The organism is Deinococcus marmoris DSM 12784, from assembly GCF_000701405.1.
Lineage (GTDB): Bacteria > Deinococcota > Deinococci > Deinococcales > Deinococcaceae > Deinococcus > Deinococcus marmoris.
This window is the reverse complement of sequence record NZ_JNIV01000012.1, coordinates 37,824-62,704: the sequence shown is the minus strand read 5'-3', so window position 1 is coordinate 62,704 and position 24,881 is coordinate 37,824. Positions and strand designations below refer to the sequence as shown.

Genomic DNA, 24,881 nt, shown 5'->3' with positions numbered 1-24,881 from the left:
TGGCTTTGACCTGGAACGGTCAGCGGTGACCCACGCTGACCGATTAGAGCGGTTGTTTGGACTGGTCACGCTGGCCTGGGTGTGCTGTCTGCGGGTGGGCGTCTGGATGAATGCGTCCAAACCAATTCCAGTCAAAGCGCATGGTCGTCGCGCAGTCAGCGTGGTCCAGTATGGCTGGCAATATCTGGCGAGAGCGCTGAGATGGGATCACCCACAGGCCGAAATATACTTCGGCCTCTTAAATCAACCTTTCTCCGCACCCAGCGCCACTTAAACGCAAGTTGTCCGGTACTGAACATTACCAGTTAAATGCCGAGCCGAGAACTACCGTGGTCGCCTCGGCCCACGCCTATATCATCGGCTGGGCTTCGGAAAAGAAGTTGCTGGCATCGGAATTCGCCGTTTATAGCGGCGAGAAACGGCGGGTGGCGGATCTGAAACTGGCCGATCTGTCCCCGATGACTGAACTGCTGCCGCTGCTGTCGTGAAGACTTTGCCGTGGCCAGCCCCACATCCTGGCCCCGCTTTTCGCCGTAGCCTGTGCCGCATGGACAGGCCGTTGGTGTGTGTGGGGGCGTTGGTCTCGGATGGGGATGGGCGCGTGTTGCTGGCGCGAACGACGAAATGGCGCGGGCTATGGGGCGTGCCGGGCGGCAAGGTGGACTGGGGCGAGAGCCTGCTGGACGCCGTGGCCCGCGAACTCCGCGAGGAAACCGGGCTGATCCTGCGCGACATTCAGTACGCCCAGACGCAGGAGGCGGTTCTCTCGCCGGAGTTTCACAAGCCCAGCCACATGCTGCTGTTCGATTATTTTGCCCGGACGGACAGCACTGAAATTGCGCCCAACGAGGAAATCGAGGAATGGGCCTGGGTAACGCTTGTAGAGGCTGCCTCTTACCCGCTCAACACCTACACGCAGACGCTGGTGGCGCTGGCGCAGCGTGGGACAGAGTGAAGGGGATGAAGGGGACGGCGCTGGTCACCGGCTCGGCCCACAGCATCGGGCGGGCGCTGGCCCTGGCCCTGGCGCGCGAGGGCTACCACGTCGCCGTGCATTACCGGCGCAGCGCGGATCAGGCCGAGGAAACCGCGCAACGGTGCGAGGAGGCCGGGGTGCAGGCCGTGACCTTGCAGGCCGACGTGACCGATCCAGCCCAGGCCCGCGAACTGGTGCGCCGGGCGCACGCCGCCTTCGCCGGATCGCCGCTGGCCGTGCTGGTCAACAACGTGGGCAACTACGTGAACAAACCGCTGCTGGACACCAGCGATGCCGAGTGGGCCGAGATGCTGGGCAGCAACCTGACCTCCACCTTCGCCACCTGCCAGGAGGCCGCACCCCTGATGCGCTCTGCTGGCTTTGGGCGCATCGTCAATCTGGGCTACGCGGGCGCACACAACCTGACGGCGCGGCCCGGCATCGTGCCGTACGTGATCGCCAAGACCGGGGTGCTGCAACTGTCGCGCTCGCTGGCCTCCGTACTGGCAGGCAGCGGCGTCAGCGTGAACGTGGTCAGCCCCGGCGTGATCGAGACCAGCGTGTCCCAGCCCCTGCGCGAGATTCCCGCCGGGCGCGCGGGCACGGTGGCCGAACTGGTGGACGCCGCGCTGTATTTCGTGTGCGCCAGCGATTACGTGACCGGGCAGGAACTGGAAGTGGCGGGGGGCTGGAATCTCTGATCAGGGTGTGGGTCTTCTCATCCTCTCTGCTTGCTGGTCAAAGCTACTCAGAATGCCCGCTGAAATGGATGCTGATCCATGAGGCAGCATGCGTATTGACTGAGATACCGTGCTTCACCTCTACTCTTGAGCAAAACCAGACAAGAATAAATCCTGATTATTTGTCGGTGGGTCATTTACCTACGACTGGCTGTCATTTGTCTTGCGTCGGATTTTTCATAATACGAATTGCTCTGTGCGTTTATGCTGCCCTCAGTTCCCTAACGACAGCTCAAACCAGGCGCAGAATCCCCTCTTTTGCACAGAGAAGTGATTCTGATGCTCAGGGCCGTGCTGTGGTCTGGGGCGTTTTCCCGGAGGTTTTGCATGAATGGACGCACCACGGTTGGTCTGCTGTTCCTCACCCTTTCCCTCGCCGCCTGCGGCAGCCAGAGCAATGCGCCAGGCGAGATGGCCCCAGTGGCAGCAAACGCTGCACAGGACGTCACCCTGGGGGCAGATACCGCCTCAGAGCGCAGCCGCACCGAGGCCCCCCTGCTGGGTACCGCCAACCCGGAGGCGATTGAGGGGCAGTACATCGTGGTCCTGAGCCAGGGGGCGGGCAGGATGACGGCGCAGGCGCTGGAAAGCCAGAGCGCGGGCGGCCTGATCCGCAGCCTGGGCCTCGATCCGCAGGGCGTCAGCGTTCAGAACATCTACTCGCAGGCCCTGAACGGCTTCTCGGCGCGTCTGAGCGCCCAGAACCTGAGTCGCTTGCAAACCAACCCGGACGTGAAATACATCGAGCAGGACGGCGTGATGCACGCCACTGCCACCCAGAGCGGAGCCACATGGGGACTGGACCGTACCGATCAGCGCAACATGCCCCTAGATAGCTCTTACACCTATTCCACCACCGCCAGTGGCGTCAGGGCATACATCATCGACACCGGCATCAATACCTCGCACACCAATTTTGGCGGGCGGGCGGTGTGGGGGACCAACACCACCGGGGACGGCAACAACAGCGATTGCCAGGGCCACGGCACGCATGTCGCCGGGACGGTGGGCAGCGCCACCTGGGGCGTGGCAAAAGGCGTGCAACTGGTGGCGGTCAAGGTGCTGGACTGTAGCGGCAGCGGCTCCAACTCCGGCGTGATCGCGGGCGTGAACTGGGCACTGAACAACAAGTCCGGTCCTGCCGTGGCGAACATGAGCCTGGGCGGCGGCTTCAGCCAGGCCGTCAACGACGCGGTGAACAACGCGGCGGCGCGCGATCTGGTGATGGTGGTGGCCGGGGGCAACGAGAACCAGAACGCCTGCAACGTCTCTCCAGCCAGCGCCGCCAACGCCATTACGGTGGGGGCCACCACCAACACCGACGCGCGGGCCAGTTACAGTAACTACGGCTCGTGCCTGGATCTGTTCGCGCCGGGCAGCAACATCACCAGTACCTGGATCGGCAGCAACACGGCCACCAACACCATCAGCGGCACCAGCATGGCGTCCCCGCATGTGGCAGGTGCGGCGGCCCTGATCCTGGCGGGCAACACCGGGGCCAGCACGGCCACGGTGACCAGCACGTTGCTGAACAACACCACCCCGAACAAGGTCACGGGCGCAAACACCGGCAGCCCCAACAAACTGCTGTTCACCGGCGCGGCAGGCGGCACCACCCCGCCGCCGCCCCCACCTCCCGCCGCCGGAACCACCACCTATACGGGTTCTGTGGGCAGCCGCAAGAGTGTGTATAGCAATGCCTTCAATGACGCGGGCGGCAACATCCGGGGCGTGCTGAGCGGCCCCAGTGGCACCGATTTCGATCTGTTCTTACAAAAGCAGAGCGGCGGGCGTTGGGTGGACGTGGCGGCCAGCGAGGGTTCGGGCAGCAATGAGACCGTGAGTTATAACGCGGGCAGCGGCACCTACCGCTGGGAAATTTACTCGTACCAGGGCAGCGGCAGCTTCACGCTGACTGAAACTCGGTAGAGAGCCAACAGAGAAGGCGGAAAGCTCGATTCAGGAGCTTTCCGCCTTCTGCTTTATCCTGGACTCATACGGACTCCGATTAAAAGGTGTTGCAAACACCTGCTAATCCGAGCGGACTTGTAAAGCTGCGAAGCAGAGCGAGAAGGAGAGAAACGGATTCCGGGCGTGGAGTGTGGAGATCGGAGCTGTCCCGATCTCTACACGAAACAAACGGAATCCGTATCAGCGCGCCGTCACAGGCACGTTCAGCGTAACCCGCACGCCTTCCGGCAGCGCCGTATCCTGACTGGAGTACAGCACCTCGCCATTTTTGTCGGCAATGGTGGCGCGCACGGCGTACTTGTGCGTCCTGTTCAGGCGTACCGGGTTGTAGACCATCTGGTACGGCGTGGACAGGCGGGTGGTGCTGAACTTGATGTCCACCAGCGACGTGGCAGAGGTCAGGTCCACCAGACGGACCATGATCTGGCTGCCCGCTGGCAGACGCAGGCCCTCGCGGGGGCCAGTCACGCGGCCCCGGACCTCGCGGTAGCCCCTGGGAATGGATTCGCGGTCATAGTCGTCGTCGCTCGGTGCGGGCGCAGCAGCCGGGGGCCTGGTCGGGGTCAGGGTCACGCCGCCGATCTGGGTCTGGGCCAGGGCAGAGGGGGCCAGCAAGAGGCCGGAGACGGCGAGGCCGAGGACAGTCGAAACGAAACGGTTCATCGGTCCATGCTGACCCATGAGGCTGATCTGTTTGTGACCGCAGAATCATTTGCTGGACAGATGCGGCCCTGCGCTCCCCGGAAATGCGCTTGAATGCAGCCGTGTCCATCTCCCTGCCGCTGCTCCACCACGCCGACGCTGCCGCGCATCTGAGCGGCGATCCCACCATGCTGGAGCTGATCGCCCGCAACGGCGAATTGCCAGTGCTGACGCCCACGCTGGACCCCTTCGGCACCCTGATCCGTAGCGTGAACGGCCAGCAACTCAGCGTGAAGGCTGCCGCCAGCATCCACGCCCGCCTGCTGGAGCGTCTGGGCACGCTGGACGCCGCAACACTGCTGCAAACCCCTGGTGACGATCTGCGGGCGGTGGGCCTGTCGTGGGCTAAGGTGCGGACCGTGACCGCCATTGCCGAGGCCGTCCAGACGGGCACAGTGGATTTCGCCCATATCGCCACCCTGCCCGACGAGGAAGTCATCGCTGCCCTGGTTCCGCTGCCCGGCATTGGCCGCTGGACCGCCGAGATGTTTCTGATGTTTGCCCTGGCCCGCCCCGACGTGTTCAGCATTGGTGATCTGGCGCTGCGGCAGGGGCTGGCGCGGCTGTACCCGAATGCGCCAGCCGACGAGGTGCTGGCGTTGTGGACGCCGTACCGCACGCTGGCCGCCCGTTACCTGTGGGCCGACAGCCACCGGGTCAAGGCGGGTGGGGAGCCGATCGGCTGATACGAGGCGGCTCAGTCTTTGGGGCTTTCCTGTTCCTGCCACTGGGCATAGGTCATCCGCCCAATCTCAAACCCATCGCGCGTGTGCGTGTAGCCGCCGCGTCCGCCCATGCGCCCGATCAGGTCCAGCGCTGCCGTATCCACATACTGCTGCGCCTCGTCCAGCACGGCGTCGGCGCGCAGGCTCAGGCCGATGACCTGGCCCAGCACGATGCGGGTTTTGCCGATCTGTACCGTCTGCGCTTCCACGCATTCCAGCGTGACGGGGCTGGCCTGCACGCGGGGAACCGCGATCTTGAGGCCGGGTTCCATCTGGATGTCCAGCTTTGTCGTCTCGGCCACGCCGTGCGGGAAATCGGTGGCTGTGTCACTCATGACCTGCGCCAGTTGTGCGCTGACCAGGTTCACGCCGAACTCGCCGCCGGACGGAATGTTCAGCGCCGTGTCCTTGGGCGTGCCGTCTGCGCGGTTGCCAGGGGCGAAGGCCACGATGGGCGGATCGGACCCCATCAGGCCGAAGAAACTGTAGGGGGCCAGATTCGTCACGCCGTCCGCTCCCAGCGTGCAGACCCACGCGATAGGCCGGGGAACAACGGTGGCGGTCAGCAGCTTGTAGCGGGCCGAGTTGGGCAGGGCGGTCAGGTCAAAGTGTTTGAATTCAGTGGGCGTGAATGATTCGGGGGCCACTGCGGCAGCCTAGCGGGCGCTAGCATGGGGGGCCATGAGCGCCGATATACAGACCTCCTACCGCGACGCCTATGCCCGCCTGTCGCGGATCGCCGCCGAGCTGGAAACCGGGGAGGCCGACCTGGACCGCGTGCTGCCGCTGCTGGAAGAGGCCCGCGAAGCCTACGCGCAGTGCCGTGAGCGCATTGAGGCTGTGCGCGCCGTGCTGGCCGGGGACTGGGCGGATGGGGGAGAGCCAGAAGAAGACGAGGAGTAGACTTCCACTCCGCACTTTTCCCCCCGCCCAACACGCCTAAACTGATCCCCGATGATGCCCGCCCGTTCCCCCTTCGCCCGCCTGGAAGGGTTTCTGCGCGACACCCTGGGCGGCGGCGCGGCGCGGCTGCATGAGGAAGAGGCCGCCCCCGCCCGCAATGTAGGAGTGGACGAGCTGGGCTGGTCTGCGGGCGTGGCGCGGGGCTTTGGCTTTGGTCAGGTGTACGCGCACCAGGCCGCCACCTACAAGCTGATGCGCGAGGGCAAACACGTCATCGTGACGACGCCTACGGCCAGCGGCAAGACTGGAGCCTTCTTCCCGGCGGTGTTTGATCGCCTGGAACGTGATGCACAGGCCACCGCGCTCTTCGTCTACCCGCTGGTGGCGCTGGGGCAGGATCAGCGCGACAAACTGCTGGCCTTCAAGGAAAAGGGCGGCTTCGGCTGGGATATCGGCGCGTTCCAGAGCAGCGCTCAGGCCGCCGACGCCTTCGCGGACGGCGTGCGGATGGTCACGGCCACCCCGGACAAACTGCACTGGTCCCTCACGCATCCCCGCGTGCGCGAGTTCCTCAAGAACCTGTCCTTTATCGTGCTGGACGAGGCCCACACCTACCGGGGTGGCTTTGGCTCGGAGGTGGCGGGGATGTTGCGCCGCCTGCTGGAGCTTTCAAAGGCGCTGGGCGCAAATCCGCAGGTGGTGCTGAGTACCGCCACGATTGGCAACCCCGCCGAATTTGCCCGCGAGCTGATCGGCGTGGACGCGGTGGAGGTTTCCGAATCCGGGGCGGCCAGGCCTGGCAAACGCTTCTATCTGGCAGACCACAGAGGCCAGCCGCGACGCTTCTGGAACGCCGTGATGGAGGCCAGCCAGCGCTATGACCTGAAGGTGCTGGCCTTCTTCCGGGGCCGCAGCCGGGCCGCGCGGCTGTACGGTACGTACCGCGCTCAGCCCGCTTACGCCCGCCACGCCCATCTGTACATGGCCGGAACCAGTGACCGCGAGGGCCGCCTGACCGAATTTCGCCGCGCGGGCAGCGGGGTGATGTTCGCCACCAACGCGCTGGAGGCCGGGGTGGACATTGGAGACCTGGAAGTGGTGATCATCGACGGTTATCCGGGTTCGCGCATGGCCTTCCGGCAGATGGCGGGCCGCGCCGGGCGAATCGCGCCGGGGCTGGTGCTGTACCTGCCCGCGCTGAACGAGCAGGGCGTGCCGCAGCCCGCAGACGCCTTTTACAGCAACTCCGGCAACTTTCTGGAACTGCTGACTGGCCCGATAGAAAAGGCGGTGGTGGAGGCGGCCAATCCATATCTGTCGCCCCGCCACCGCGCCCGCCAGAACGAGGAATACGGCGCGGCGGGGTTGCCGGGGCCGCATCTGGCCGCCGTGGAAACCCAGAAATACTGGAACCTGCGCGGCGAGGGCAGCCTGAAATACGCCGTGGTAGAGGCCGCCGACTGGGAGAAGATGGGCGTTAAGGCGCTGGACGCCCCACTGGAATCGCCCAGCCAGCATTACGCCCTGACCGAGAAGCACGAGGGCGCGGTGTTCACCCTCGATGGTCAGGGGTACAAGGTGCTGCGCTGGGAGAAGCACCCCGCCGGAACCGCGATTGTGGTGGAAAGATTCAGCACCGAGAACCTGTTCACGCGCGGGCTGTATAGCATTGAGGTCACGCCCGGCCAGATGACGCCGTGGCAGCGGCGCGGGCCTCTGGCGTACCGGCACGGTGAGGTCAGCATTCGCCGCCGCTACACTGGGTATCAGATGCTGCGGCAGGTCTTTGAGCGCGTCTGCGTGGGCTGTGACCGCGATCCCGGCCCCGCCGAACGCACCTGTGCCCGCTGCGGGGGCCGCATTCAGGACCGGATGCAGGACCACAAGCTGTCCGAACACCTGTACGACGCACCCACCGAGTTGGCCCCCTTCCGCACCAGCGCGCTGGAAATCGGCCTTGATCCACGCGCCACCGAGCGGCCCAGCGCGGTGGCGCACACCCTCAAACACCTGCTGCAAAAGGTCACGCCGGAGCGGGTGGCCTGCGACGAGAACGATTTGGCGGGGGCATTCCGGGAGGGCCACGACGCCTATTTCTTCCTCTACGACGACTGGCTGGGTGGGCTGGGTGTGTCGCGCCGTGCCTATGAGCAACTGGACGATCTGCTGGTCCGCGCGCTGGCGTTGTGTTCCAAAGCGTGCTGCAAGAACGCGGAAGGCTGTTACGAGTGTATCGCCGTGTCGCGCTGCTACTCGCCGTACCTGCACAGTGGCGAACGCCGCCCCACCGACAAGCACGCCACAAAACTGTTTCTGGAAACCCTGCTGGGCGTCCAAGCCATCCCCGAAGCGGAGGCCGCCGCCCCCGAACCCGTGTCCGAACTGGCCCCGGCGTGGCCCCTCCAGGCGCGGGAATTGCTGGACTTGTATGGCCTCTCGCTCCCTGAAGTCAGCGCCCGTCTGGGGATTCCCAGCCGCGAGTTGCAGCGCGCGGTCAGCAGCACCCAGCCGTTGCGCCTGCATCACGCCAAATTTGGCGACGGCGTATTCATGGGCGGTTTTCATCAGGGCGACAAACGGGAAGTGCTGGTCTATTTCCCCGGCGTGGGGCAAAAGCGGCTGCTGCTGAAGTTCGCGGGGTTGAGTGTGATTGAGCGCGGACCGGGAGTGGGGGCGGGATAATTTGCGGGGAGATGCCCACGTCGGCACGAAAACATAGTTGCAAATTAAATCTCCCGGAATACACTGCTGCTGTGGGAGGCAACAAGGACATTCGCAAGCGGATTCAGGGGCTGGAGCGGCAGATTGCCCTGCATCTTGACAAGATTGCGGCTGAACGAGAAGTCTTTCCCGACAGTCAGGTGATCGGTCACTGGGAGAAAGAAGTTCGCAACTGGACCGCCCAGGTGGAGCGTCTCATGGGGCGGCTGCCGGGCAGGGGGTGAGGGCATGACCACTGTAGACAGGAAGCGGGTTCACGACTATCAGGACGCCAGCCGACGTTTGCACGATGAGCTGGCCGAGGAAGCCCGGCGTTACCTTGAACTGCTGGAGCGTGAGCGGCGAGGCGAGGACGTGGACGGCGAGTTATATGCCAGCACCGTTCACCTGGGAACCCACGCCACCCTGCTGGCAGATCGTATGGACGAAGACCCCGAACTGGATGCTGGCGATGACGAGAACTGAACCATCTAGCTAACTCCCATACTTTCCCCTACCTCAATCCCCGCCAGCAGCCGCGCCGCCTTAACCAGAACCTCCGGCGGCTGCACCAACGCAAAGCGCACGAAGTCCTCGCCTCGCGCTCCAAACGCCTGTCCGGGGCTGATTACCACGCCGGATTCCTCGGCGGCACGCACGGCGTAGGCCACGCTGTCGGTCAGGCCCGGCACCCGCGCCCAGGCGTACATGCTGGCCTGGGGCCACTGAACTTCCCAGCCCAGAGCGCGTAAGGCGGGAACCAGAGCGTCACGGCGGGCCTGGAAGATGGCGGCTCCGGCGCGGCCCACTTCATCCGGCAAGCCCAGGGCGAGGGCTGCGGCACGCTGAATCCCCAGGTAGGGGTGAAAATCCACCGCGCCCTTGACGCGGGCCAGCGCGGCCACCGCCCCCGCGTCCCCGGCGGCGAAGCCCACTCGGAAGCCGCCCATATGATGCGTCTTGCTCAGCGAATGCAGTTCCACCACGCCGTCCAATCCCGATTCCAGGGCGCTGGGAGCGCGGTAATCGTCGTAAGTCAATTCGGCGTAAGGGTGATCGTGAATCAGGAGCGTGCCACGCGCCCGGCACCACGCGGCAGCCTCCGCAAAAAAGGCCGCATCTGCCACGGCTGAAGTCGGGTTGTTGGGATAGTTCAGCAGCAGGGCGCGTGGCCGGAGATCGGCTGGAACAGCGTCCAGATCGGGGAGGAAGCCGCGCTCGGGGAGCAGAGGGAGTGGCACGGTCTTGAGTCCAGCTACCGCCGCCGCGCCCAGATACGGCGGGTAGCCGGGATCAGGGAGCAGCAGCGTGTCGCCCGGATCGGTGACGGCCAGCAGCAGGTGGGCCAGCCCTTCCTGAGCGCCGATCAGGGGCAGCACCTCGGTTTCGGGATTGACACTCACCCCAAAGCGGCGCAGCAGATACGCAGAAGCAGCCTCCCGCAACGGCGCGGTATCGCTGAACAGTGGGTAACGGTAGGTCAGCGGATCGCGGGTGGCCTCACGCAACGCTTCTAGGACCACTTCAGGTGGCGACTGATCGCTGCTGCCGATGCTCAGGTCGATCACATCCAATCCACGCGCCCGCGCCCGACTTTTGGCCGCGTCCATCAACGCAAATACACTGCCCGGCACATCGGCGGCCCGTGATGACATCCACATGGGGGCAGGCTAGAGCATCCGGGCCAGCGAGGTCAGGGCAACAGTGTCAGCGGGCAGACGGTTCAGACCGCCTCTAAAGAACGTCCTGCCCCGTCCTCACGCACTTGCGCCCGCCCAGCCGCTAGCGTGCAGTCATGCAAATCAGCCGCACGATGAGCCTGGACCCCATTCTGGAGCGCATGGGCCGCGAGGCTACCAGCCTGCGCGAGGCCGAGGCCATGCGCGAGGTGCTGGCCGAACACTACGCGGGTCAGGACGTGACCGCCATTAACGAGAAAGACTGGCTGGAAGCAGTAGGAAAAATGGAGCTGATCAAGCAGACGGGCAACGCAGGTATGGAGTAACGTTCTAGCCCTCGCGCTCAATCAGCGTTCCCTGGGTGTCAATCGGAAAGTCCATAACCCGCCCGTCCAGGCCGTTTTTGTGCATCACGCTAGTTAAGTAGGTGTGCAGCGGCGCGGTGCTTTCGCGGGTGTCGTGGAAGCACAGGACCGTCGGCCCCGCACCGGACAGAGCCGCCCCCAATGCGCCGTGCCGCCACGCATCCTCCAGAATGTCGCTCAGCCCCGGCACCAGCGGCGCGCGCCAGATCTGGTGGATGTAGTCCTGCATGGCGTGCCGCAACAGGTCCAGACGCCCCTGAGACAGTGCGGCGGCCAGCAAAGCGGCGTGGGACAGCGCGTGGACGGCATCGGCGCGGCTGTACTCACGGGGCAGCACGGCGCGGGCCTTGCTGGTACTCAGCTCAAAGTCGGGAATCAGCACGGTTACGCCCAGATTGGCGGGCGGGTCCAGCCGCACGTAATGGGTGCCCAGTTTGTCCAGGGTGGCTACCACGATGCCGCCAAATAGCGCCGGGGCCACGTTGTCGGGGTGGCCTTCCTCGCGGGCAGCCACGTCCAGCACGGCGTCGGTGTCCAGCGGGCGGCCCAGCAGCTCGTTGGCGGCCACGATTCCGGCCACCAGGGCGGCGGCGCTGCTGCCCAGGCCGCGTGCCAGTGGAACTTCGGTGGTGATTTCCACGCGGGCGGGCGGCAGGGTCAGTCCGGTGCGCTTGGCCACCAGCAACATCGCCCGGTACACGTAATTGCTCTCGTCGGCGGGCGTGCCTTCCAGCTCTGGCCCGTGCGGGACCACCTCGGTCACGTCGCCTGGCGTTACCTTCACGGTGGTGTACAGCGGCACGCTCAGGCCCAGGCTGTCAAAACCCGGTCCCAGGTTGGCGCTGCTGGCCGGGGCGCGCACGGTAAAGGTGGTCATGATGGACGGTCAGGGCTGAGGAGTGCGGGCATAGCGGTGGGGCCTCCAGAAAAAGTCGCGCAGAAAAAGTCGCGGGGCCACGCTGGGCCGGGCGGATGTCTGCGCCCATGCTAGCCGCCCCCAGCAGACAGGTGGGCGCAGAGGTAAGACAAATGCCCGCGCCCCTCCTAGACGACACACTGAGCGGGACTTGCAGGGCTGCGCCGCAGAGGGGTGACGTTCTGATGGGGGCCTGTTGACGGGTCCGGGCAGCTCACGGCAAGAGGGTGGCTGGCAGACCACCGGTTGCCGACAGGACAAACTGCCGCTGGCTTTTTTCGGCAGCACTTGGAATCAAAGCAGGACGGTCTTGACCCCTGTTGCTGGTCCCCCGGAACGTCAAGGCAACATCAGAAATGAGCGGCGCATGACTGATATCTGAGAAGACAGCTTAAGCGGACTTGAATGGTCAGGCGTTTCACCTTTTCGGCACCTTCAGAATGTATGACCAGATTCAATTGAGCTTTCCGTACAGTTTCATGCTTCACCCACAACGAGCGTTTCACGTTGGAAACTCAACGACTTTAACAGGAGGTCACGAACATGGGTTGGATTATTACTATTCTGGTAGGTGCGCTTTGCGGTTGGCTGGCAAGCATGATCATGAACACCAACGCGCAGCAGGGCGCAATCGCCAACATCCTGATCGGCATCGTCGGCGCGTTGCTGGCCCAGTGGGTCTTCGCGGGCCTTCTCAACATCGGCGGCGCGACAGCAGCGGGCGGCGGCTTCAGCTTCTGGAGCATCATCTGGGGCGTTGTCGGTAGCGTGATTCTGATCGCCCTTCTCAAGGCCTTCAAGGTTCTGCGCTAAGCCTTCACCTTAAATTGCCCGGACATCCTCGTGGTGTCCGGCTTTTTTTATGTCTCCGTTCCATCAAATTAAAAAAGTCAACCCTGAAAAAGATTTGCTGCTTTTTCAAAGGGACACCTGCCTTCCGTAGAAATGTCAGAATTAATACGGAAAGGGAGGATCATCATGCTTCATGAACAGATCTGTGCCGCTCAGGCCACCGCCATCCCGCCTCCGCGCTATCTGCTGCGCTCGTTGGGCAACGCTGACGTGATCGTGGACGGTGTGAGCGTGGTGTGGCCTGCCCGCAGCGCCGAGGAATTGCTGTGGTATCTGCACGCCTACCCGCAGGGCCGCTACCGCCACGATATTCTGGCCGAACTGTGGGATCTGGAGGACACCCCCGCCGCCGCCAACCGCTTCCGGGTGGCGCTGCACCGCCTGCGCGCCGTGCTGGGCCGCCCCGACGCCGTGGTGGACGAGCGGGGCCGTTACACCCTGCACGCGGAGTTGATGGCCGCCAGCGACACCCACGCCCTGCATCACGCGCTGGACGCCTCTAAAGTAAGTAGCGGGCCGCGCCAGCAGGAGGAATTGCTGCGGCAGGCCCTGGCCAGCGCCGACGGTGAATACCTGCCACATCTTCAGGGCGAGTGGGTGGAAGCCGCCCGCAGTCAGCACCGCGCCGCTGTCGTGGAGGGCCATCTGAGGCTTTCGCTGCTGCACTGCGTCGCGCGCGAATGCCCGCTGGCTGCCCTCTCATTGGTCCGCGCCGCCGAGACGGACCCGCTGATCGGCGAGGACCACCACCAGCGCCTGATGGTCTGCCTGACCATGAACCGCGATAAATACGCCGGCATCGAGCATTACCGCCGTTACCGCCACTATCTGGCCGAGGAAGTCGGCGACACCCCCATGCATGACACCGTGGATCTGGCCGAACGGCTGAAAGCTGGTGAGCGTCCCTGCGATCACGGGCCGTACCTGCTGACTGGGAAATAATTCCGACTGGAAAAGAGTAGGGAAAGCGCGCCGCTGATAGACTCCTGCCCAGATGTCAGGCACTCAGGAGCGGATCAGGGCGGCAGTCGAGGCCATTCAGGGCTGGTTGGCGGACACTCCTAAGCCCGGTGAGGCTGTAGTTCGTCAGGCCATCGTTCTGCGCCTTTTACATGCCGCTGGCTTTGACATCTGGAATCCGGCAGAGGTGGTGCCGGAGGAGACCAATCAGTCCAAAAAAAGAGCGGACCTGATGATTCGAGTGGGGCAAGGCTCTTTTGCTTTAGAACTCAAAGGTATGAATGCCAGTTTTCAGCCTGGAGATTATCAACAAGTTGTAGGGTACGCCGGCAATAAAGGCATGCGATGGGCGATGTTGACCAACGGCGGGATATGGATAGTCATGGATCGGACGCATAATCCAACTGGGACATTTCAAGATCACGAGGTCTTGAAGCTGGGGTTGCATCAAGGTGGATACGCCTTCGCCGACGACTTGGCGCTCCTTCTGGATGCTGAGACGTGGCGTGTCGATGCTTTTGCTGAAGCTGTACAAACGATTAAAAGTCGTCGGGAACAACGAAAAGCAGAAAAACGAATTTTTAAAGAGAAAGCTCCTATTGTTGAGGCTTTTCAGCAAGAGCATGGGATAGGTACATTCGGACAGGCCGCCATTCTCGCGGCCAAATTAAAGCAGATCACGGAAGCCGAGCGGGATGTGTTGCTGGGGATGGCAGTGCAGAAAGCGGAGTCAACAAACTCTTCCAAGCCGCTCAAGCCCCAGCCACCACAGAAAGCTCAGCCATCAGGCACTGATGCCGAGCAAATCCACTTCACTTACTGCCTTCTCGGGGCCGAAGCCCACGCTGTCTATAAGCCTGCCGATGGAAGTTGGACCGTCAAGGCGGGAAGTACGGCTCTAAATCGCGTGCTGGGCGAAAACGGAACTAATGCGAAGGGCATTCAAGGTCGCAGGCAAAGCAGCCTGAAGGCTGGACAGCTCGTCGAGAAAAACGCTGAGCTGCTGGAATACGTGAAGGACGTGGTTTATGGGAGTGCCAGCACGTCAGCTATGGACATTGCTGGAGCATCCCGCAATGGTTGGGACTGCTGGAAAGACGCCCAGGGACGCCCAGCCCAGGATTACCGTCCCAAACCCGTTTAAGCCTCTCGCACCCGCCTCGAAACCGTGCCCGTAAACAGCGCCAACACCTCGCCCTCCTCGCCGCGCCGGATTTCCACGCGGTAGGTGGCCAGGGTGCGGCCCACGCGCTCCGGGGTGGCGACGGCCACCAGTTCGTCGCCTACTTTCGCGGCGCGGAAGAAACTCAGGTGGGTGTCCACCGCCACCGCCTGTGCCTCCAGATTGCTGATCACCGCGAACGCCTCGTCCGCCAGACTGAAGATCAGGCCGCCGTGCGCGGTGCCGTGCATGTTCAGGCCCGCAGCGGTCACAGATGCGCGCACGCAGGTGCGCTGTGGCGTGGCCTCCAGCACCCTCAGTCCCAGCAGATCGGCATAGTTCATATGGGTTGGCTCATGCAGGCAGGCTAGAGCATGGCGCGTTACCCTGGGCGGCATGAAACGGCCTCTGAAATTCCTGCTGGCGCTGCTGCCCTTTTTACTGGTGTCGGGCGCGGCGCGTCCATCCAGAAACGAGGTCCCCCGTGCCTCATAGAACAGATGTGCTGATCGTCGGTGCGGGGCTGGCGGGGCTGGCGCTGGCCCACGATTTGCAGGGCCGGGACCTGGGCGTGCGCGTGCTGGACAAGTCACGTGGGGTGTCGGGCCGCGCGGCCACCCGCCGGACCTCCTCGCCCGAGGCCCAGTTTTCAGAGGCGCGGCTGGACCACGGCGCACGCTACTTCACTGCCCGTCACCCCCGCGCCGTGGCCCTGGCTGAAAGCGGCGTGGAGGCGGGCTGGAACCGGGTCTGGGCACGGGGCTTCGCAGCCTGGGAGGACGGCCAGACCACGCCCCCGCCGCAGGACGGCCACCCCCGCTACGCCCCGCCTGCTGGGATGAGTACGCTGGGCCGGGAGCTGGCGCGCGGGCTGGATGTGCAGACCGGGTTGGAGGTCAGCAGTCTGGAACGCCTGCCCGGCGGCTGGCGCGTACATTCCCGTGACGGTGTAGCAGGGGAGGCCGCGCGTCTGGTGCTGAATCTGCCTGCCCCGCAGGTGCTGGCGCTGCTGGAACCGCTGCTGCTGGGCGGCGCGGACGATCTGGAGGAATTGAAGACGGCTGCCGAGAAGATGCGCCGCGTGGCCTACGCCCCGTGCTGGGCGGCAGGGGTGGTGCTGGAAACAGATATCGGGGCTGATTGGCCTGCCTTGAGTCTCAAAAACCATCCTGTACTGGAGTGGATCGCCCAGGAACACACCAAGCGCCTGGAGGGCCACCCGCCCGCGCTGATGCTGCAAGCTTCGGCGGCGTGGTCCCGTGCCAATCTGGAACGCCGCCCCGACGAGGTTCTGCCCGAACTACTGGCAGCGGCGGCAGGTGTGCTGGGCGAGGAAATTAAACCTGCCCACGCTTTTGCCCACCGCTGGCGCTACGCCACCCCCGAACGCCGCGCCCCCGGCCCCTGCTTCTGGGACGCCCCACATGGTCTGGGTCTGTGCGGCGACGGCTTCACCCCCGACGATCACGGCCCGCGCGTGGAGGCTGCCCTGCTCAGCGGCTGGGCGCTGGCGGCACGCATGGACGGCGATGCTTAAACCGTTTCGTTCCATGCTCTATGTGCCGGGCGACAAACCCCGCGCCATCGAAAAGGCCCGCACGCTGGCCGCCGACGCCGTGATTCTGGATCTGGAAGATGCGGTGGCCCCCGAATACAAGGTCGAGGCCCGTGCGAATGTGCGTGCGGCCCTGCTGTCGGGCGGCTGGCGTGTTCCCGTGCTGGTGCGGGTCAACGGGCTGGGAACCCAGTGGGAACACGAGGACCGTGAAATGGCGCTGCTGTCGGGCGCGTCTGGCCTGGTGCTGCCCAAGGTGGAGGACGCCCGCGCCGCGCAGGAGTTGTCACTGGGCAGGCCGCTGTGGGCCATGATCGAAACCCCCCGTGGCGTGCTGAACGCCCCGGCCATCGCCGCCGTGCCCGGGGTGGCGGGCCTGCTGGTGGGCGCGAACGATCTGGCCCGCGCGTTGCGAACGCGTCCGCACCCGCAGCGCCTGCCCTTGCTACACGCCCTCTCGGCGGTGGTGCTGGCGGCCCGTGCCCACGGCAAACTGCCGCTGGACGCCGTATTCAACGATGTGCGTGACGCGGTGGGTTTTGCCCGCGAATGCGAGGAGGGCCGCGCGCTGGGCTTCGCCGGAAAGACCGTGATCCACCCGGACCAGATTGCCCCCGCCAACGCCGCTTATGGCGTCACCGATGAGCAGGCGCAGCAGGCCCGCGCGTTGCTGGACGCCTGGGAAGAGGGGCGGGCCGCTGGAAAGAGCGTCGTAACTTACGACGGCGCACTTGTTGAACAGATGCACGCCGACGAGGCGCGGGAGATTCTGGCGCTGTGGGCAGGCAACCAGGGCAGTGAATCAGGAACGGGTCATTGACAGTTCAGACCACCAGCACTGACCATTCCAGCCCTATTTGAACTGCGTTCAAGACCACCACGCCTATTTGTAGGAGGCGTAGCCTGTACCTATGAAGCGCCTCCTGCTCGCCCCGCGTGAACCCGTCAACGCCCTGACCCACTGGGGCGGCGCGCTGGCAGCACTGATCGTGCTGGGGCCGCTGCTGTGGTGGGCGCACTCGCGCGGGCTGGCGCTGTGGCCCTTCGTGGTCTTTGGGGTCAGCATGGTGGCGCTGTACTCGGCCAGTGCCAGTTACCACTCCTTTGGCCGCAGCGAACGCAGCATGTTGTGGCTGAGAAAGCTGGACCACGCGGGCATCTTCCTGCTGATCGCGGGCAGCTACACGCCGCTGGCGTATTTCGGGCTGCACGGCGTGTGGCAGAGCGTGGTGCTGTGGGTGGTCTGGGGCATTGCCCTGACTGGCATCGCGCTGAAGCTGATCACCATGCGCCTGCCGCGCTGGGTCAGCACCGTGCTGTATCTGGTCATGGGTTGGCTGGCCGTGATTTTTCTGCCGCAACTGGTCCGCAACCTGCCCCCCGCCGCCATTTTCTGGCTGTCGGCGGGAGGCGTACTGTACACGCTGGGCGCGGTGATCTACGGCACCAAGCTGTTTGCCCCGCGTGAGAAGGGCTTCTGGCGACTCTGGGGCTTCCATGAGGTCTGGCACCTGTTCGTGCTGGGCGGCACCACAGCGCATGTGGCAATGATGTTCAGTTTGCGCTGAAGCGCGAATTCCCAGCCGGGTTCTCTCCTGAGCGGAAGGGCTTTTTGCTGGCTGTGGATGTAAATTGACTCTATGACAGTCAACCTGACACCGCTGGTCATTTATGTCGATGTCGATGAAACGCTGATCAGAAATTACGGCAAGTCACGCATTCCTATTCCGGCAGTCATCCGCCATGTCCGCGCCCTGTACGAAGAGGGAGCTGAACTTTACTGCTGGAGTTCGGGGGGCGCAGTTTATGCCCGTCAGAGTGCCGAGGACTGCGGCCTGGGTGATTGCTTTCGGGCGTTTCTACCCAAACCACAGGTTTTTATCGACGATCAGCACTTTGCGGACTGGAGGCGACTGGTGCATGTCCTCCCTGTCGGTTGCGGCGATCAGACGGTCAAGGACTACCGGGAGGCTCTTAAACGTTGACCACAGTTGCCAGTCAACTGGATATTTCCGGCAACTCCCGCGCATGGTCATCGATCAATCCGCCGCCCAGCAGGCGCGGGCCGTCATACAGCACGGCGCTCTGGCCGGGGGCGACGGCAAACTGGGGATCATCGAACTGGAGTTCAAAGCCGTTTTCGTCGGCGTGTAGTACGGTGGCCCGCACGGGCTTAGTGCGGTAGCGCACCTGGACCTCTACCTCACGCGGCAGGTCCGCCAGATCGCACAGGTAATTTGCGCCCGACGCCTTCAGGCTGCTCCACAGGCAATCGTCGTAATCGCCCACCCAGACGGTGTTGGTCTTCGGGTCCAGATGGACGATGTGACGGACCTTGTGAGACTGGTACAGCCCCATGCCGCGCTTCTGGCCCAGGGTGTAGAACTGCGTGCCCAGGTGATCGCCCACCACTTCGCCGCTGCTGATCTCGCGGATCAGTCCCGTCGCCTGCGGCAGATGTTCGGCCACGAAGTCCTGCACCTTGCCCGGCACGAAGCAGATGTTCTGGCTCTCGGGCTTGCGTGCGGTCAGCAGGCCGCGTTCCTCGGCGATCTCGCGCACGCGGGGCTTTTCCAGCTCCCCCACCGGAAAAAGGATGTACGGCAGGGCGTCACGCGGCGTGCCCCACAGGAAATAGGTCTGGTCCTTCTGCGGATCGTCGCCGCGCCAGAACTCCACGCCGCCGTCGGCTGTATCCACGCGCTTGACGTAATGGCCGGTGGCCACATAGCGGCAGCCCAGCATCTTGGCCTTCTTCACCAGTTCGTCGAACTTGACCTTGGTGTTGCAGTTCACGCATGGATTGGGCGTGCGGCCCTGCGCGTATTCCTCGATAAAGGGGCCGACGATGTGGCGCTGGAACTGCTCGCGGTAATCCAGCAGGTAGAACGGGATGCCCACCTGCTCGGCCACGCGGCGGGCCTCGTAGGCGGCGTCCGGGGAGCAGCAACTGTCGAAGGTGTCCGTGCGCTTGTCATCGGGCCAGAAGCGCATCATCGCGCCCACCACGCTGTACCCGGCGTCCTTGAGCAGGGCTGCCGTCACGCTGCTGTCCACGCCGCCGGACATGGCGCACAGCACGCGCTCGCCAGTGGGGGGCGCAGTCTGCTGGGTTGTTGCTGTCGTCAGGGCCGTCATACCAACCACAGACATTACCAGCCCGCCCACGCCCGGCGCGGTGAGGGGAGCGGCAATTGCCACCGCTGGGCGCTCAAAAGCCGCCCGGTTCTCTTTTTTTCATGTGGGCTGCACTATCATGCTCGGCATATGCCGTATACGATCCTCGTCGCCGACGATGAGCCAGCCATCCGCACCATGCTGGAAGTCATTCTGTCCGCCGATGGGCACGAGATCGTGGCAGTGCCCGACGGCAAGGCGGCGCTGGAATACCTGCAAGACCACACGCCCGACGCCATGCTGCTGGACATCAAGATGCCGCACATGGACGGCTTCGAGATCTGCTCACGCGTCAAGCGGGTCAAGCGGCTGCGCGGCATCCCCGTGCTGCTGCTGACCGGCTTCGACGACGATCAGACGCGCGATCACGCCAAGCTGGTGGGCGCGGACGACATCGTCTATAAACCGCTGTCCGGCAAGAATCTGCGCGGACGCATCAACCAGCTCGTCGCGGCCCGCCGCCCCTGACGGCCTTCAGCCGTTTTTTTACGAGGTTGTGCCCATGATCTTTTTTCTCCGTTTCCTGAAATTCCTGACCTCCCTCCTGATTGCCGCCCTGATCGCCGGAACCGGCGTGGCGGCCACCTACGGCCTGAAATGGTGGCGTGAGCTGCCCGATTACCGCCAACTGGACACCCTCTCGCTGGGCGCGGAAACCCGGGTCTTCGCCCGCGACAACACGCCGCTGGGCAGCCTGATTCCCAAGATCGGCGAACAGGCCATCAGCCGCACGCTGGTCAATCTGGACGAGATCAGCCCCTTCATGGTGGCCGCGCTGGTCAGCAACGAGGACCGGCGTTTCTTCGAGCATTACGGCATCGATCCCTACGGCCTGGGGCGTCAGGTGCAGCGGCTGGCGGCAGGGGAGAGCGTGCAGGGCGGCAGCACCCTGACCAATCAACTGATCAAGAACACCCTGCTGCTCGACGAATACAACCAGGCCCGCACCCCGGACCGCAAGATCAAGGAATGGCTGCTGAGCGTGCAGGTCGAGCGCAGCTTTACCAAGGCCGAGATTCTCCAGAACTACCTGAACACCATCTACTGGGGAGACGGCGGCCCCGTCGAGCTGTACGGCATCTATTCGGCGGCCCAGGCGTATTTCCGCACCACGCCCAGAGACCTGACCCTGGCCCAGAGCGCCTACCTGACGGTGCTGGTGCCCAGCGCGGGCCGGTACTTCGACTACAAGACCATGCGGCCCCTGATGAAGACCCTGCTGGCCCGCATGGTGGAAGACAAGTGGATCACCGGGGCGCAGATGGACGCGGCCCTGAAAGAAAACCTGCAACCGCGCGGCTGGCAGGTGCTTTACAACAAATCGGGCAGCATCACCAGTGCCAGGCTGGTGGACCGCACCCAGAAAGAACTGAAAGCCGTGACCACGGTGCGCTACCCGCAGTTCATGGGACAGGTCGAGCAGGAGCTGGTGCGCCGTTTCGGGCGCGAGAAGGTGTATGGCAGCGGGGGCCTGCGCGTGTACACCACCGTGGACCCCCGCATTCAGGCCGCCGTGGAAACCGCCAGCAAGGAGGCGCGCGGTCTGCCCCCCGGCGCGACCCTGGGGGCCACCGTCGTCGATCCCTTTACCGGCGAGGTGCTGGGCATGATCGGGCAGAAGCTGTACGGGGACGCGCCGCCCGCCGCGTGGAACAACGCCGCGCAGGGCCAGCGGCAGATCGGCTCTACCATCAAGCCGCTGCTGTATACCACCGCGCTGTCCACCGGACTTCCTCAGGACCACCGCGAGGAAGACAGACCGATCACCTTCCCCTGCCCTACCTGCAAGGAGGGCGTGTACGAGCCGCAGAACTTCGAGAGCCAGACCAGTTACCGCAACATGACCATCCGTGAGGCGCTGGACCGCTCTCTGAACTTGGTGACGGTGCGCCTGGCAGACCGGATCGGCCTCCAGACCTTTTTCGGCAAGCTGCGCCAACTGGGCATACCGCCCAACGACGGGACCGGGCTGGCGGCGGCGCTGGGCGCGGTGGAAACCACCCCGGTCAAGATGGCGGCGGCCTACGCCCCCTTCGCCAACGGCGGGCTGTACCGCGCGCCCCGTTACCTGACGCGGGTGACCACGGCGCGCGGCGAGGTGCTGTACGACGACACCCTGAACCCGGTCAAGCCCGTGCGGGTGTGGACCCCGCAGATCGCGTGGCTGGGTCTGGACATGATCCGGGGTGTCGTCAACGACCTCACTGAAGCCCAGGGCGGTCTGGCGTGGTCTGCCAAATTCGGTGACTGGCCCGTGGCGGGCAAGACCGGGACGAGCAACGGTCCCAAGGACTTCTGGTTCGTGGGCACCACGCCTCTGTACACCGGGGCCGTGTGGGTGGGCAAGCAGCAGGGCGGAGAGATGCCCACCAGCGGGTATTACTCCGGCTACGTGAACGGCCCGATCTGGCGGCGCATGATGGAACTGGCGCACAAGGGCCAGACCGTGCGCGCCTTCAGCGAACCCCCCGGTATTCAGTATGCCGACGCGCCGGACCCCGGCTATCTGCCCGGCGTCAGGCTGGCCGTGCTGGACCCCAATTACAGGGACGCCGCCGATACCGCGCTCCAGAACGACACCCCGCCGCCCCCGGTCAAGTACGCCGAATCCCGGTACACGGCGGCCTACAACGATCCCACCACGGTCCTGATCGATGTGGACCGCACCACCAATCAGCAGGCCACCGAGTTCACCCCGCCGGAAAACATCGTCCAGCGCCGGGTGTATATCGAGCAGTTGCCCGCTTACGCCCCCGACGACAGCCCTGCCCCGCTGACCGACGAGACACCCGATCCCGCCGCCGTGAAGGCTGTGAAGAACCAGAGCGCCGTGCCGCAGATTCCGGCACCGAAAAAACCGGCCCCCAAGCCAGCCAGCCCCTGATTTCTGGTTGCCTGCATCTGGTTGCGTCCAAAGCCGTCCTCACCGCCCCGTCATGCAAATGCACGGGGCGGCGCGGCATGATGGACCCCATGAGCCACCGACACGCCCCCCTGCTGACGCTCCTTCTTGCGCTGGGCACGGTGCCGTCTCTGGGCAGCGCCGATGCCCGTGTGCGGTTGGGCGAACTGCTACCCGCTCACCCGTGGCAGGCCAGCGCAAACGCAGAGGGCCGTGAGGTGGTGGTGGTCTACAGCCACGACTGCGGCGATCTGGGGGCGCTGTGGCAGGCCGTGCTGGACAGCGATCTGCCTGTGCGGGCCGTGAACGCGGAGGGCACGCCCTCGCCCGCTCCGGCTGGCCTCAACCCCTGGCGCGGCGACGGGGCCACCGCCTTCGCCCGCGCCTTGAAAGTGAGTGCCTATCCCACCGTGTTGCTGGTGCAGGGGGACCGGATTCTGAACGCCTGGGAAGGGGACTTTACGGGGAAGCTGGAGTAAGTGGGGTGAGGTTGCACGCCTCTGCCGCGCTGTGGGCCACTTGTAACGGCTGCCTCTGCGCTCAAGCCCAGTAACTCAAAGCTGGTCTGATTTGATCTCAGTGAGTGCGTTGGTCAGGTGTTTCTGCATCTCCTCACGCAACCATCCTCCAGCTTCTTCACCCCGCACACCTGCCCAGCCATATACCGGATCAACAGCCTCCGAGTCGTAATCCATCTGGTAAATCGCTTTACGTAGAGGCTCTGGCACGGTTAACTCAACTTCAAGTCCACCAGTAGAGAACGTGTCGTGTACGAGTGGGTAGAGGTCACTGACAACGTGGAATGGGGACCGCCCCTGCTCAAGCCAGAGCAGAGCTTTCTCTGCCAGAGCGATAGGGTAAATACTTCCCTGTTTTGCCAGCGCCGCTAAACAAGCTCTGGCGCTGGAATCCTTGCGCCTTCCATTCAGGCTGATTTCAGTAATTTCATCCGGCCACTCGTCCAGAAGTTCAATCCATTTGTCGGCCCAGACAATGACTTCTTCCCAGATATCGGTGCCGTTGTTTGACTTCCAGTTGTTGTAGATCGCCCAGTTAAGTTCAACGGCTTCATCGAAAAGCTGCTGTGGAATCTCAGTCATGCCCAAATTCCTCCGTCTCCATTTTGCCCGTTCATCTGCGTCTGGGGTTGAGGTGCGGAGCGGCCCAGAACAGGCTGTCGCCACCCCACCCCCCAAAAGGACGCCTGCCCCCTCTCTTTTTCCCCGCAGCCGCTAGACTCGCCGCATGAATCTTCCCGCTGGCTCTCCCACCCTCACGGTGGCGTTTCTGGCGGGGCTGATCTCGTTTCTCAGCCCCTGCGTGCTGCCGCTGGTGCCCAGTTACCTGGGCGTGATTGGCGGGGCAAAGGTGCCACTGTTGCGGGCGCTGGGTTTTATCGCGGGCTTTGGGCTGGTGTTCATTGCCCTGGGAGCCACGGCCAGCAGCCTGGGCGCACTGATCGCCCCGCACAAGTTCCTGCTGGGCCAGATCGCGGCGGTGCTGATCATCTTCTTTGGTCTGGTGATGCTAGGCGTGATCCGCCTGCCCTTCCTGATGCGCGATACCCGTGCCCTGGCCGATGCCGGGGGTTACGGCCCGGTGGCGCTGGGCGCGGCCTTCGCCTTCGGCTGGAGTCCCTGCCTGGGGCCAGCGCTGGGCAGCATCCTGGGTCTGGCCGCCAGCAGCGCCAGCCTCAGCAGCGGCGTACTGCTCCTCAGCGCCTACACGCTGGGTCTGGCCGTGCCGTTTCTGCTGGCCGCGCTGCTGTGGGACCGCTTTAATCTGCGCCGCCTCAACCGCTACGCCGGAATCTTCGAGAAGGTGGGCGGCGGCATTCTGGTCCTGGTGGGCGTGCTGATGCTGACCGGGCAATTCACGCGTCTGGCCACATTCTTTTACGAGGTGACGCCCGCGTGGCTGAGGGTCTAATCACGGTTTCTGCTCTACACAGCCCACCCCCCGAACCCGCCCTGCAACTGCGTGACCTGTGGCTGAGACTGGGCCGCGAGGTCATTCTGCGCGGCGTGAATCTGGACGTGATGCCAGGGGAGGGCATCACCCTGCTGGGCGAGAACGGGGCCGGAAAGACCACGCTGCTGCGCCTGCTGGCCTCCGGGCTGCGGCCCACGCGTGGTGAAGGGCGGGTGATGGGCTTTGACCTGCGCGACTCGCGGGCCGTGCGTGACTCCATCCACCTGATGCCCGTGGACGCTGGACTGTACCCGGACCTGAGTTGCGCTGAGAATCTGGAATTTGCGCTGAAAATGCACGGTCAGACTGGGGCTGTGGCAGCGGCGTTGCGCCGCGTGACTTTAGAGGCTGCTGCCACTCGCCGCGTCCGCTTTCTCTCGGCGGGGATGCGGAAACGGCTGGCCCTGGCCCGCGCCCACCTGCTGGCCCGCCCAGTCACGCTGATAGACGAACCCTTCGCCAATCTGGACACCGCAGGCCGCCAGCTCGTGCTGGAATTGCTGGCCGAACTCCGTGCCGATGGCGTCACGTTGCTGATCGCCGCCCACGAACCGGAACTGGCCCGGCAGGTGGCCCCGCGTGCGCTGCGGCTGGCGGCTGGGGTATTGCATGAGGAGTGAAAATC

At 64.4% G+C, this 24,881-nt stretch carries 29 protein-coding genes and 1 pseudogene; 23 read left to right on the top strand and 7 right to left on the bottom strand.

What is annotated here, in order from left to right; translation table 11 throughout:
- The 5 genes and pseudogenes from Q319_RS26845 to Q319_RS0104505 all read left to right on the top strand — a co-directional run.
- Nucleotides 1-274, top strand: a pseudogene (locus tag Q319_RS26845) (IS4 family transposase); the annotation flags it as partial.
- Between the two features lie 7 nt (nt 275-281).
- The gene (locus tag Q319_RS26840; protein WP_162178618.1) at nt 282-488 is read left to right on the top strand and encodes a hypothetical protein; all 207 of its coding nucleotides are present in this window, start codon (nt 282-284) and stop codon (nt 486-488) included.
- A gap of 59 nt (nt 489-547) precedes the next feature.
- Nucleotides 548-955 carry an NUDIX domain-containing protein gene (locus Q319_RS0104515; protein ID WP_029480809.1) on the top strand — a complete coding sequence of 136 codons (408 nt, stop codon included), beginning with the start codon at nt 548-550 and terminating at the stop codon, nt 953-955.
- A 5-nt stretch (nt 956-960) separates the two neighbouring features.
- Complete coding sequence (gene tmpR / locus Q319_RS0104510; RefSeq protein WP_029480808.1) at nt 961-1,677, top strand: bifunctional dihydropteridine reductase/dihydrofolate reductase TmpR; 717 nt, start codon at nt 961-963, stop codon at nt 1,675-1,677.
- A gap of 366 nt (nt 1,678-2,043) precedes the next feature.
- Nucleotides 2,044-3,645, top strand: a complete 1,602-nt coding sequence (locus Q319_RS0104505; RefSeq protein WP_029480807.1) for a S8 family peptidase — start codon at nt 2,044-2,046, stop codon at nt 3,643-3,645.
- 222 nt (nt 3,646-3,867) lie between these two features.
- Here the strand turns inward: Q319_RS0104505 and Q319_RS0104500 are convergent, their stop codons facing one another.
- The gene (locus Q319_RS0104500) at nt 3,868-4,350 is read right to left on the bottom strand and encodes a YbaY family lipoprotein (RefSeq protein ID WP_029480806.1); all 483 of its coding nucleotides are present in this window, start codon (nt 4,348-4,350) and stop codon (nt 3,868-3,870) included.
- Between the two features lie 107 nt (nt 4,351-4,457).
- On the opposite strand from Q319_RS0104500, the gene Q319_RS0104495 reads away from it, so the two are divergent.
- Nucleotides 4,458-5,075, top strand: coding sequence for a DNA-3-methyladenine glycosylase family protein (locus Q319_RS0104495; protein ID WP_415813109.1), 618 nt, complete (start codon nt 4,458-4,460; stop codon nt 5,073-5,075).
- An 11-nt stretch (nt 5,076-5,086) separates the two neighbouring features.
- On the opposite strand, the gene Q319_RS0104490 is transcribed toward Q319_RS0104495, so the two are convergent.
- Complete coding sequence (locus Q319_RS0104490; RefSeq protein ID WP_029480804.1) at nt 5,087-5,761, bottom strand: flavin reductase family protein; 675 nt, start codon at nt 5,759-5,761, stop codon at nt 5,087-5,089.
- 34 nt (nt 5,762-5,795) lie between these two features.
- On the opposite strand from Q319_RS0104490, the gene xseB reads away from it, so the two are divergent.
- From xseB to Q319_RS0104470, 4 genes are all read left to right on the top strand, one after another.
- The gene (gene xseB / locus Q319_RS0104485) at nt 5,796-6,017 is read left to right on the top strand and encodes an exodeoxyribonuclease VII small subunit (protein ID WP_029480803.1); all 222 of its coding nucleotides are present in this window, start codon (nt 5,796-5,798) and stop codon (nt 6,015-6,017) included.
- A 51-nt stretch (nt 6,018-6,068) separates the two neighbouring features.
- The gene (locus Q319_RS0104480) at nt 6,069-8,699 is read left to right on the top strand and encodes a DEAD/DEAH box helicase (RefSeq protein WP_029480802.1); all 2,631 of its coding nucleotides are present in this window, start codon (nt 6,069-6,071) and stop codon (nt 8,697-8,699) included.
- Between the two features lie 71 nt (nt 8,700-8,770).
- A complete protein-coding gene (locus Q319_RS0104475) occupies nt 8,771-8,962 on the top strand; it encodes a hypothetical protein (protein ID WP_029480801.1) in 192 nt (63 codons plus the stop codon).
- 4 nt (nt 8,963-8,966) lie between these two features.
- Nucleotides 8,967-9,203, top strand: a complete 237-nt coding sequence (locus tag Q319_RS0104470; protein ID WP_029480800.1) for a hypothetical protein — start codon at nt 8,967-8,969, stop codon at nt 9,201-9,203.
- Nucleotides 9,204-9,208: 5 nt separating this feature from the next.
- Here Q319_RS0104470 and Q319_RS0104465 read toward each other — a convergent pair whose 3' ends face one another.
- Entirely contained in the window at nt 9,209-10,378 is a 1,170-nt protein-coding gene (locus tag Q319_RS0104465) for an aminotransferase class I/II-fold pyridoxal phosphate-dependent enzyme (RefSeq protein WP_029480799.1), read from the bottom strand.
- Between the two features lie 134 nt (nt 10,379-10,512).
- On the opposite strand from Q319_RS0104465, the gene Q319_RS0104460 reads away from it, so the two are divergent.
- Nucleotides 10,513-10,722, top strand: a complete 210-nt coding sequence (locus tag Q319_RS0104460; protein ID WP_029480798.1) for a hypothetical protein — start codon at nt 10,513-10,515, stop codon at nt 10,720-10,722.
- A 4-nt stretch (nt 10,723-10,726) separates the two neighbouring features.
- On the opposite strand, the gene thrB is transcribed toward Q319_RS0104460, so the two are convergent.
- Entirely contained in the window at nt 10,727-11,638 is a 912-nt protein-coding gene (gene thrB / locus Q319_RS0104455; protein ID WP_029480797.1) for a homoserine kinase, read from the bottom strand.
- A gap of 582 nt (nt 11,639-12,220) precedes the next feature.
- Here thrB and Q319_RS0104450 point away from each other — a divergent pair.
- The 3 genes from Q319_RS0104450 to Q319_RS0104440 all read left to right on the top strand — a co-directional run bounded on the left by Q319_RS0104450 (nt 12,221) and on the right by Q319_RS0104440 (nt 14,633).
- On the top strand, nt 12,221-12,490 hold the full coding sequence (locus tag Q319_RS0104450) for a GlsB/YeaQ/YmgE family stress response membrane protein (RefSeq protein WP_029480796.1): 270 nt from the start codon (nt 12,221-12,223) through the stop codon (nt 12,488-12,490).
- A gap of 165 nt (nt 12,491-12,655) precedes the next feature.
- Nucleotides 12,656-13,471, top strand: coding sequence for an AfsR/SARP family transcriptional regulator (locus Q319_RS0104445; protein WP_051655099.1), 816 nt, complete (start codon nt 12,656-12,658; stop codon nt 13,469-13,471).
- A 52-nt stretch (nt 13,472-13,523) separates the two neighbouring features.
- The gene (locus Q319_RS0104440) at nt 13,524-14,633 is read left to right on the top strand and encodes a DUF4357 domain-containing protein (RefSeq protein WP_029480794.1); all 1,110 of its coding nucleotides are present in this window, start codon (nt 13,524-13,526) and stop codon (nt 14,631-14,633) included.
- On the opposite strand, the gene paaI is transcribed toward Q319_RS0104440, so the two are convergent.
- Nucleotides 14,630-14,995 carry a hydroxyphenylacetyl-CoA thioesterase PaaI gene (paaI, locus tag Q319_RS0104435; RefSeq protein WP_029480793.1) on the bottom strand — a complete coding sequence of 122 codons (366 nt, stop codon included), beginning with the start codon at nt 14,993-14,995 and terminating at the stop codon, nt 14,630-14,632. The two genes, Q319_RS0104440 and paaI, sit on opposite strands and share 4 nt — an antisense overlap.
- A 140-nt stretch (nt 14,996-15,135) precedes the next feature.
- Between paaI and Q319_RS0104425 the strand changes: the two genes are divergently transcribed.
- The 4 genes from Q319_RS0104425 (at nt 15,136) to Q319_RS0104410 (ending at nt 18,191) form a co-directional block, all read left to right on the top strand.
- The gene (locus Q319_RS0104425) at nt 15,136-16,188 is read left to right on the top strand and encodes an NAD(P)/FAD-dependent oxidoreductase (protein WP_029480792.1); all 1,053 of its coding nucleotides are present in this window, start codon (nt 15,136-15,138) and stop codon (nt 16,186-16,188) included.
- Nucleotides 16,181-17,026, top strand: a complete 846-nt coding sequence (locus Q319_RS0104420; protein ID WP_029480791.1) for an HpcH/HpaI aldolase/citrate lyase family protein — start codon at nt 16,181-16,183, stop codon at nt 17,024-17,026. Before Q319_RS0104425 ends, Q319_RS0104420 begins: the two co-directional genes overlap by 8 nt.
- 91 nt (nt 17,027-17,117) lie before the next feature.
- Nucleotides 17,118-17,774, top strand: coding sequence for a PAQR family membrane homeostasis protein TrhA (gene trhA, locus Q319_RS0104415; RefSeq protein WP_029480790.1), 657 nt, complete (start codon nt 17,118-17,120; stop codon nt 17,772-17,774).
- A gap of 72 nt (nt 17,775-17,846) precedes the next feature.
- The gene (locus Q319_RS0104410) at nt 17,847-18,191 is read left to right on the top strand and encodes a hypothetical protein (RefSeq protein WP_029480789.1); all 345 of its coding nucleotides are present in this window, start codon (nt 17,847-17,849) and stop codon (nt 18,189-18,191) included.
- Nucleotides 18,192-18,204: 13 nt separating this feature from the next.
- Here the strand turns inward: Q319_RS0104410 and mnmA are convergent, their stop codons facing one another.
- Nucleotides 18,205-19,344, bottom strand: a complete 1,140-nt coding sequence (mnmA, locus tag Q319_RS0104405; RefSeq protein ID WP_029480788.1) for a tRNA 2-thiouridine(34) synthase MnmA — start codon at nt 19,342-19,344, stop codon at nt 18,205-18,207.
- A 129-nt stretch (nt 19,345-19,473) separates the two neighbouring features.
- Here mnmA and Q319_RS0104400 point away from each other — a divergent pair, with 129 nt between their 5' ends.
- The 3 genes from Q319_RS0104400 to Q319_RS0104390 all read left to right on the top strand — a co-directional run bounded on the left by Q319_RS0104400 (nt 19,474) and on the right by Q319_RS0104390 (nt 22,764).
- Entirely contained in the window at nt 19,474-19,851 is a 378-nt protein-coding gene (locus tag Q319_RS0104400) for a response regulator (RefSeq protein WP_029480787.1), read from the top strand.
- Between the two features lie 34 nt (nt 19,852-19,885).
- Nucleotides 19,886-22,267, top strand: a complete 2,382-nt coding sequence (locus Q319_RS0104395; protein WP_029480786.1) for a transglycosylase domain-containing protein — start codon at nt 19,886-19,888, stop codon at nt 22,265-22,267.
- Nucleotides 22,268-22,347: 80 nt separating this feature from the next.
- Nucleotides 22,348-22,764, top strand: a complete 417-nt coding sequence (locus tag Q319_RS0104390) for a hypothetical protein (protein WP_029480785.1) — start codon at nt 22,348-22,350, stop codon at nt 22,762-22,764.
- A 75-nt stretch (nt 22,765-22,839) separates the two neighbouring features.
- On the opposite strand, the gene Q319_RS0104385 is transcribed toward Q319_RS0104390, so the two are convergent.
- A complete protein-coding gene (locus tag Q319_RS0104385; RefSeq protein WP_029480784.1) occupies nt 22,840-23,385 on the bottom strand; it encodes a hypothetical protein in 546 nt (181 codons plus the stop codon).
- Nucleotides 23,386-23,530: 145 nt separating this feature from the next.
- Here Q319_RS0104385 and Q319_RS0104380 point away from each other — a divergent pair, with 145 nt between their 5' ends.
- Together Q319_RS0104380 and ccmA are read left to right on the top strand one after the other, a co-directional pair.
- Nucleotides 23,531-24,214: a cytochrome c biogenesis CcdA family protein gene (locus tag Q319_RS0104380; RefSeq protein WP_029480783.1), complete on the top strand. Its 684-nt coding sequence runs from the start codon at nt 23,531-23,533 to the stop codon at nt 24,212-24,214.
- Nucleotides 24,199-24,876 carry a heme ABC exporter ATP-binding protein CcmA gene (gene ccmA, locus Q319_RS0104375; protein WP_245618969.1) on the top strand — a complete coding sequence of 226 codons (678 nt, stop codon included), beginning with the start codon at nt 24,199-24,201 and terminating at the stop codon, nt 24,874-24,876. Before Q319_RS0104380 ends, ccmA begins: the two co-directional genes overlap by 16 nt.
- The last annotated feature ends 5 nt before the right edge of the window (nt 24,877-24,881 follow it).

Bases quoted from the DNA above. Each gene is read 5' to 3' on its own strand.
- Q319_RS0104515 (WP_029480809.1), top strand. From the start codon at position 548: ATGGACAGGCCGTTGGTGTGTGTGGGGGCGTTGGTCTCGGATGGGGAT.
- tmpR (WP_029480808.1), top strand. From the start codon at position 961: ATGAAGGGGACGGCGCTGGTCACCGGCTCGGCCCACAGCATCGGGCGG.
- Q319_RS0104505 (WP_029480807.1), top strand. From the start codon at position 2,044: ATGAATGGACGCACCACGGTTGGTCTGCTGTTCCTCACCCTTTCCCTC.
- Q319_RS0104500 (WP_029480806.1), bottom strand. From the start codon at position 4,350: ATGAACCGTTTCGTTTCGACTGTCCTCGGCCTCGCCGTCTCCGGCCTC.
- xseB (WP_029480803.1), top strand. From the start codon at position 5,796: ATGAGCGCCGATATACAGACCTCCTACCGCGACGCCTATGCCCGCCTG.
- Q319_RS0104480 (WP_029480802.1), top strand. From the start codon at position 6,069: ATGATGCCCGCCCGTTCCCCCTTCGCCCGCCTGGAAGGGTTTCTGCGC.
- Q319_RS0104470 (WP_029480800.1), top strand. From the start codon at position 8,967: ATGACCACTGTAGACAGGAAGCGGGTTCACGACTATCAGGACGCCAGC.
- Q319_RS0104465 (WP_029480799.1), bottom strand. From the start codon at position 10,378: ATGTGGATGTCATCACGGGCCGCCGATGTGCCGGGCAGTGTATTTGCG.
- Q319_RS0104460 (WP_029480798.1), top strand. From the start codon at position 10,513: ATGCAAATCAGCCGCACGATGAGCCTGGACCCCATTCTGGAGCGCATG.
- thrB (WP_029480797.1), bottom strand. From the start codon at position 11,638: ATGACCACCTTTACCGTGCGCGCCCCGGCCAGCAGCGCCAACCTGGGA.
- Q319_RS0104450 (WP_029480796.1), top strand. From the start codon at position 12,221: ATGGGTTGGATTATTACTATTCTGGTAGGTGCGCTTTGCGGTTGGCTG.
- Q319_RS0104445 (WP_051655099.1), top strand. From the start codon at position 12,656: ATGCTTCATGAACAGATCTGTGCCGCTCAGGCCACCGCCATCCCGCCT.
- Q319_RS0104440 (WP_029480794.1), top strand. From the start codon at position 13,524: ATGTCAGGCACTCAGGAGCGGATCAGGGCGGCAGTCGAGGCCATTCAG.
- paaI (WP_029480793.1), bottom strand. From the start codon at position 14,995: ATGAACTATGCCGATCTGCTGGGACTGAGGGTGCTGGAGGCCACGCCA.
- Q319_RS0104420 (WP_029480791.1), top strand. From the start codon at position 16,181: ATGCTTAAACCGTTTCGTTCCATGCTCTATGTGCCGGGCGACAAACCC.
- trhA (WP_029480790.1), top strand. From the start codon at position 17,118: ATGAAGCGCCTCCTGCTCGCCCCGCGTGAACCCGTCAACGCCCTGACC.
- Q319_RS0104410 (WP_029480789.1), top strand. From the start codon at position 17,847: ATGACAGTCAACCTGACACCGCTGGTCATTTATGTCGATGTCGATGAA.
- mnmA (WP_029480788.1), bottom strand. From the start codon at position 19,344: ATGACGGCCCTGACGACAGCAACAACCCAGCAGACTGCGCCCCCCACT.
- Q319_RS0104400 (WP_029480787.1), top strand. From the start codon at position 19,474: ATGCCGTATACGATCCTCGTCGCCGACGATGAGCCAGCCATCCGCACC.
- Q319_RS0104395 (WP_029480786.1), top strand. From the start codon at position 19,886: ATGATCTTTTTTCTCCGTTTCCTGAAATTCCTGACCTCCCTCCTGATT.
- Q319_RS0104390 (WP_029480785.1), top strand. From the start codon at position 22,348: ATGGACCCCATGAGCCACCGACACGCCCCCCTGCTGACGCTCCTTCTT.
- Q319_RS0104385 (WP_029480784.1), bottom strand. From the start codon at position 23,385: ATGACTGAGATTCCACAGCAGCTTTTCGATGAAGCCGTTGAACTTAAC.
- Q319_RS0104380 (WP_029480783.1), top strand. From the start codon at position 23,531: ATGAATCTTCCCGCTGGCTCTCCCACCCTCACGGTGGCGTTTCTGGCG.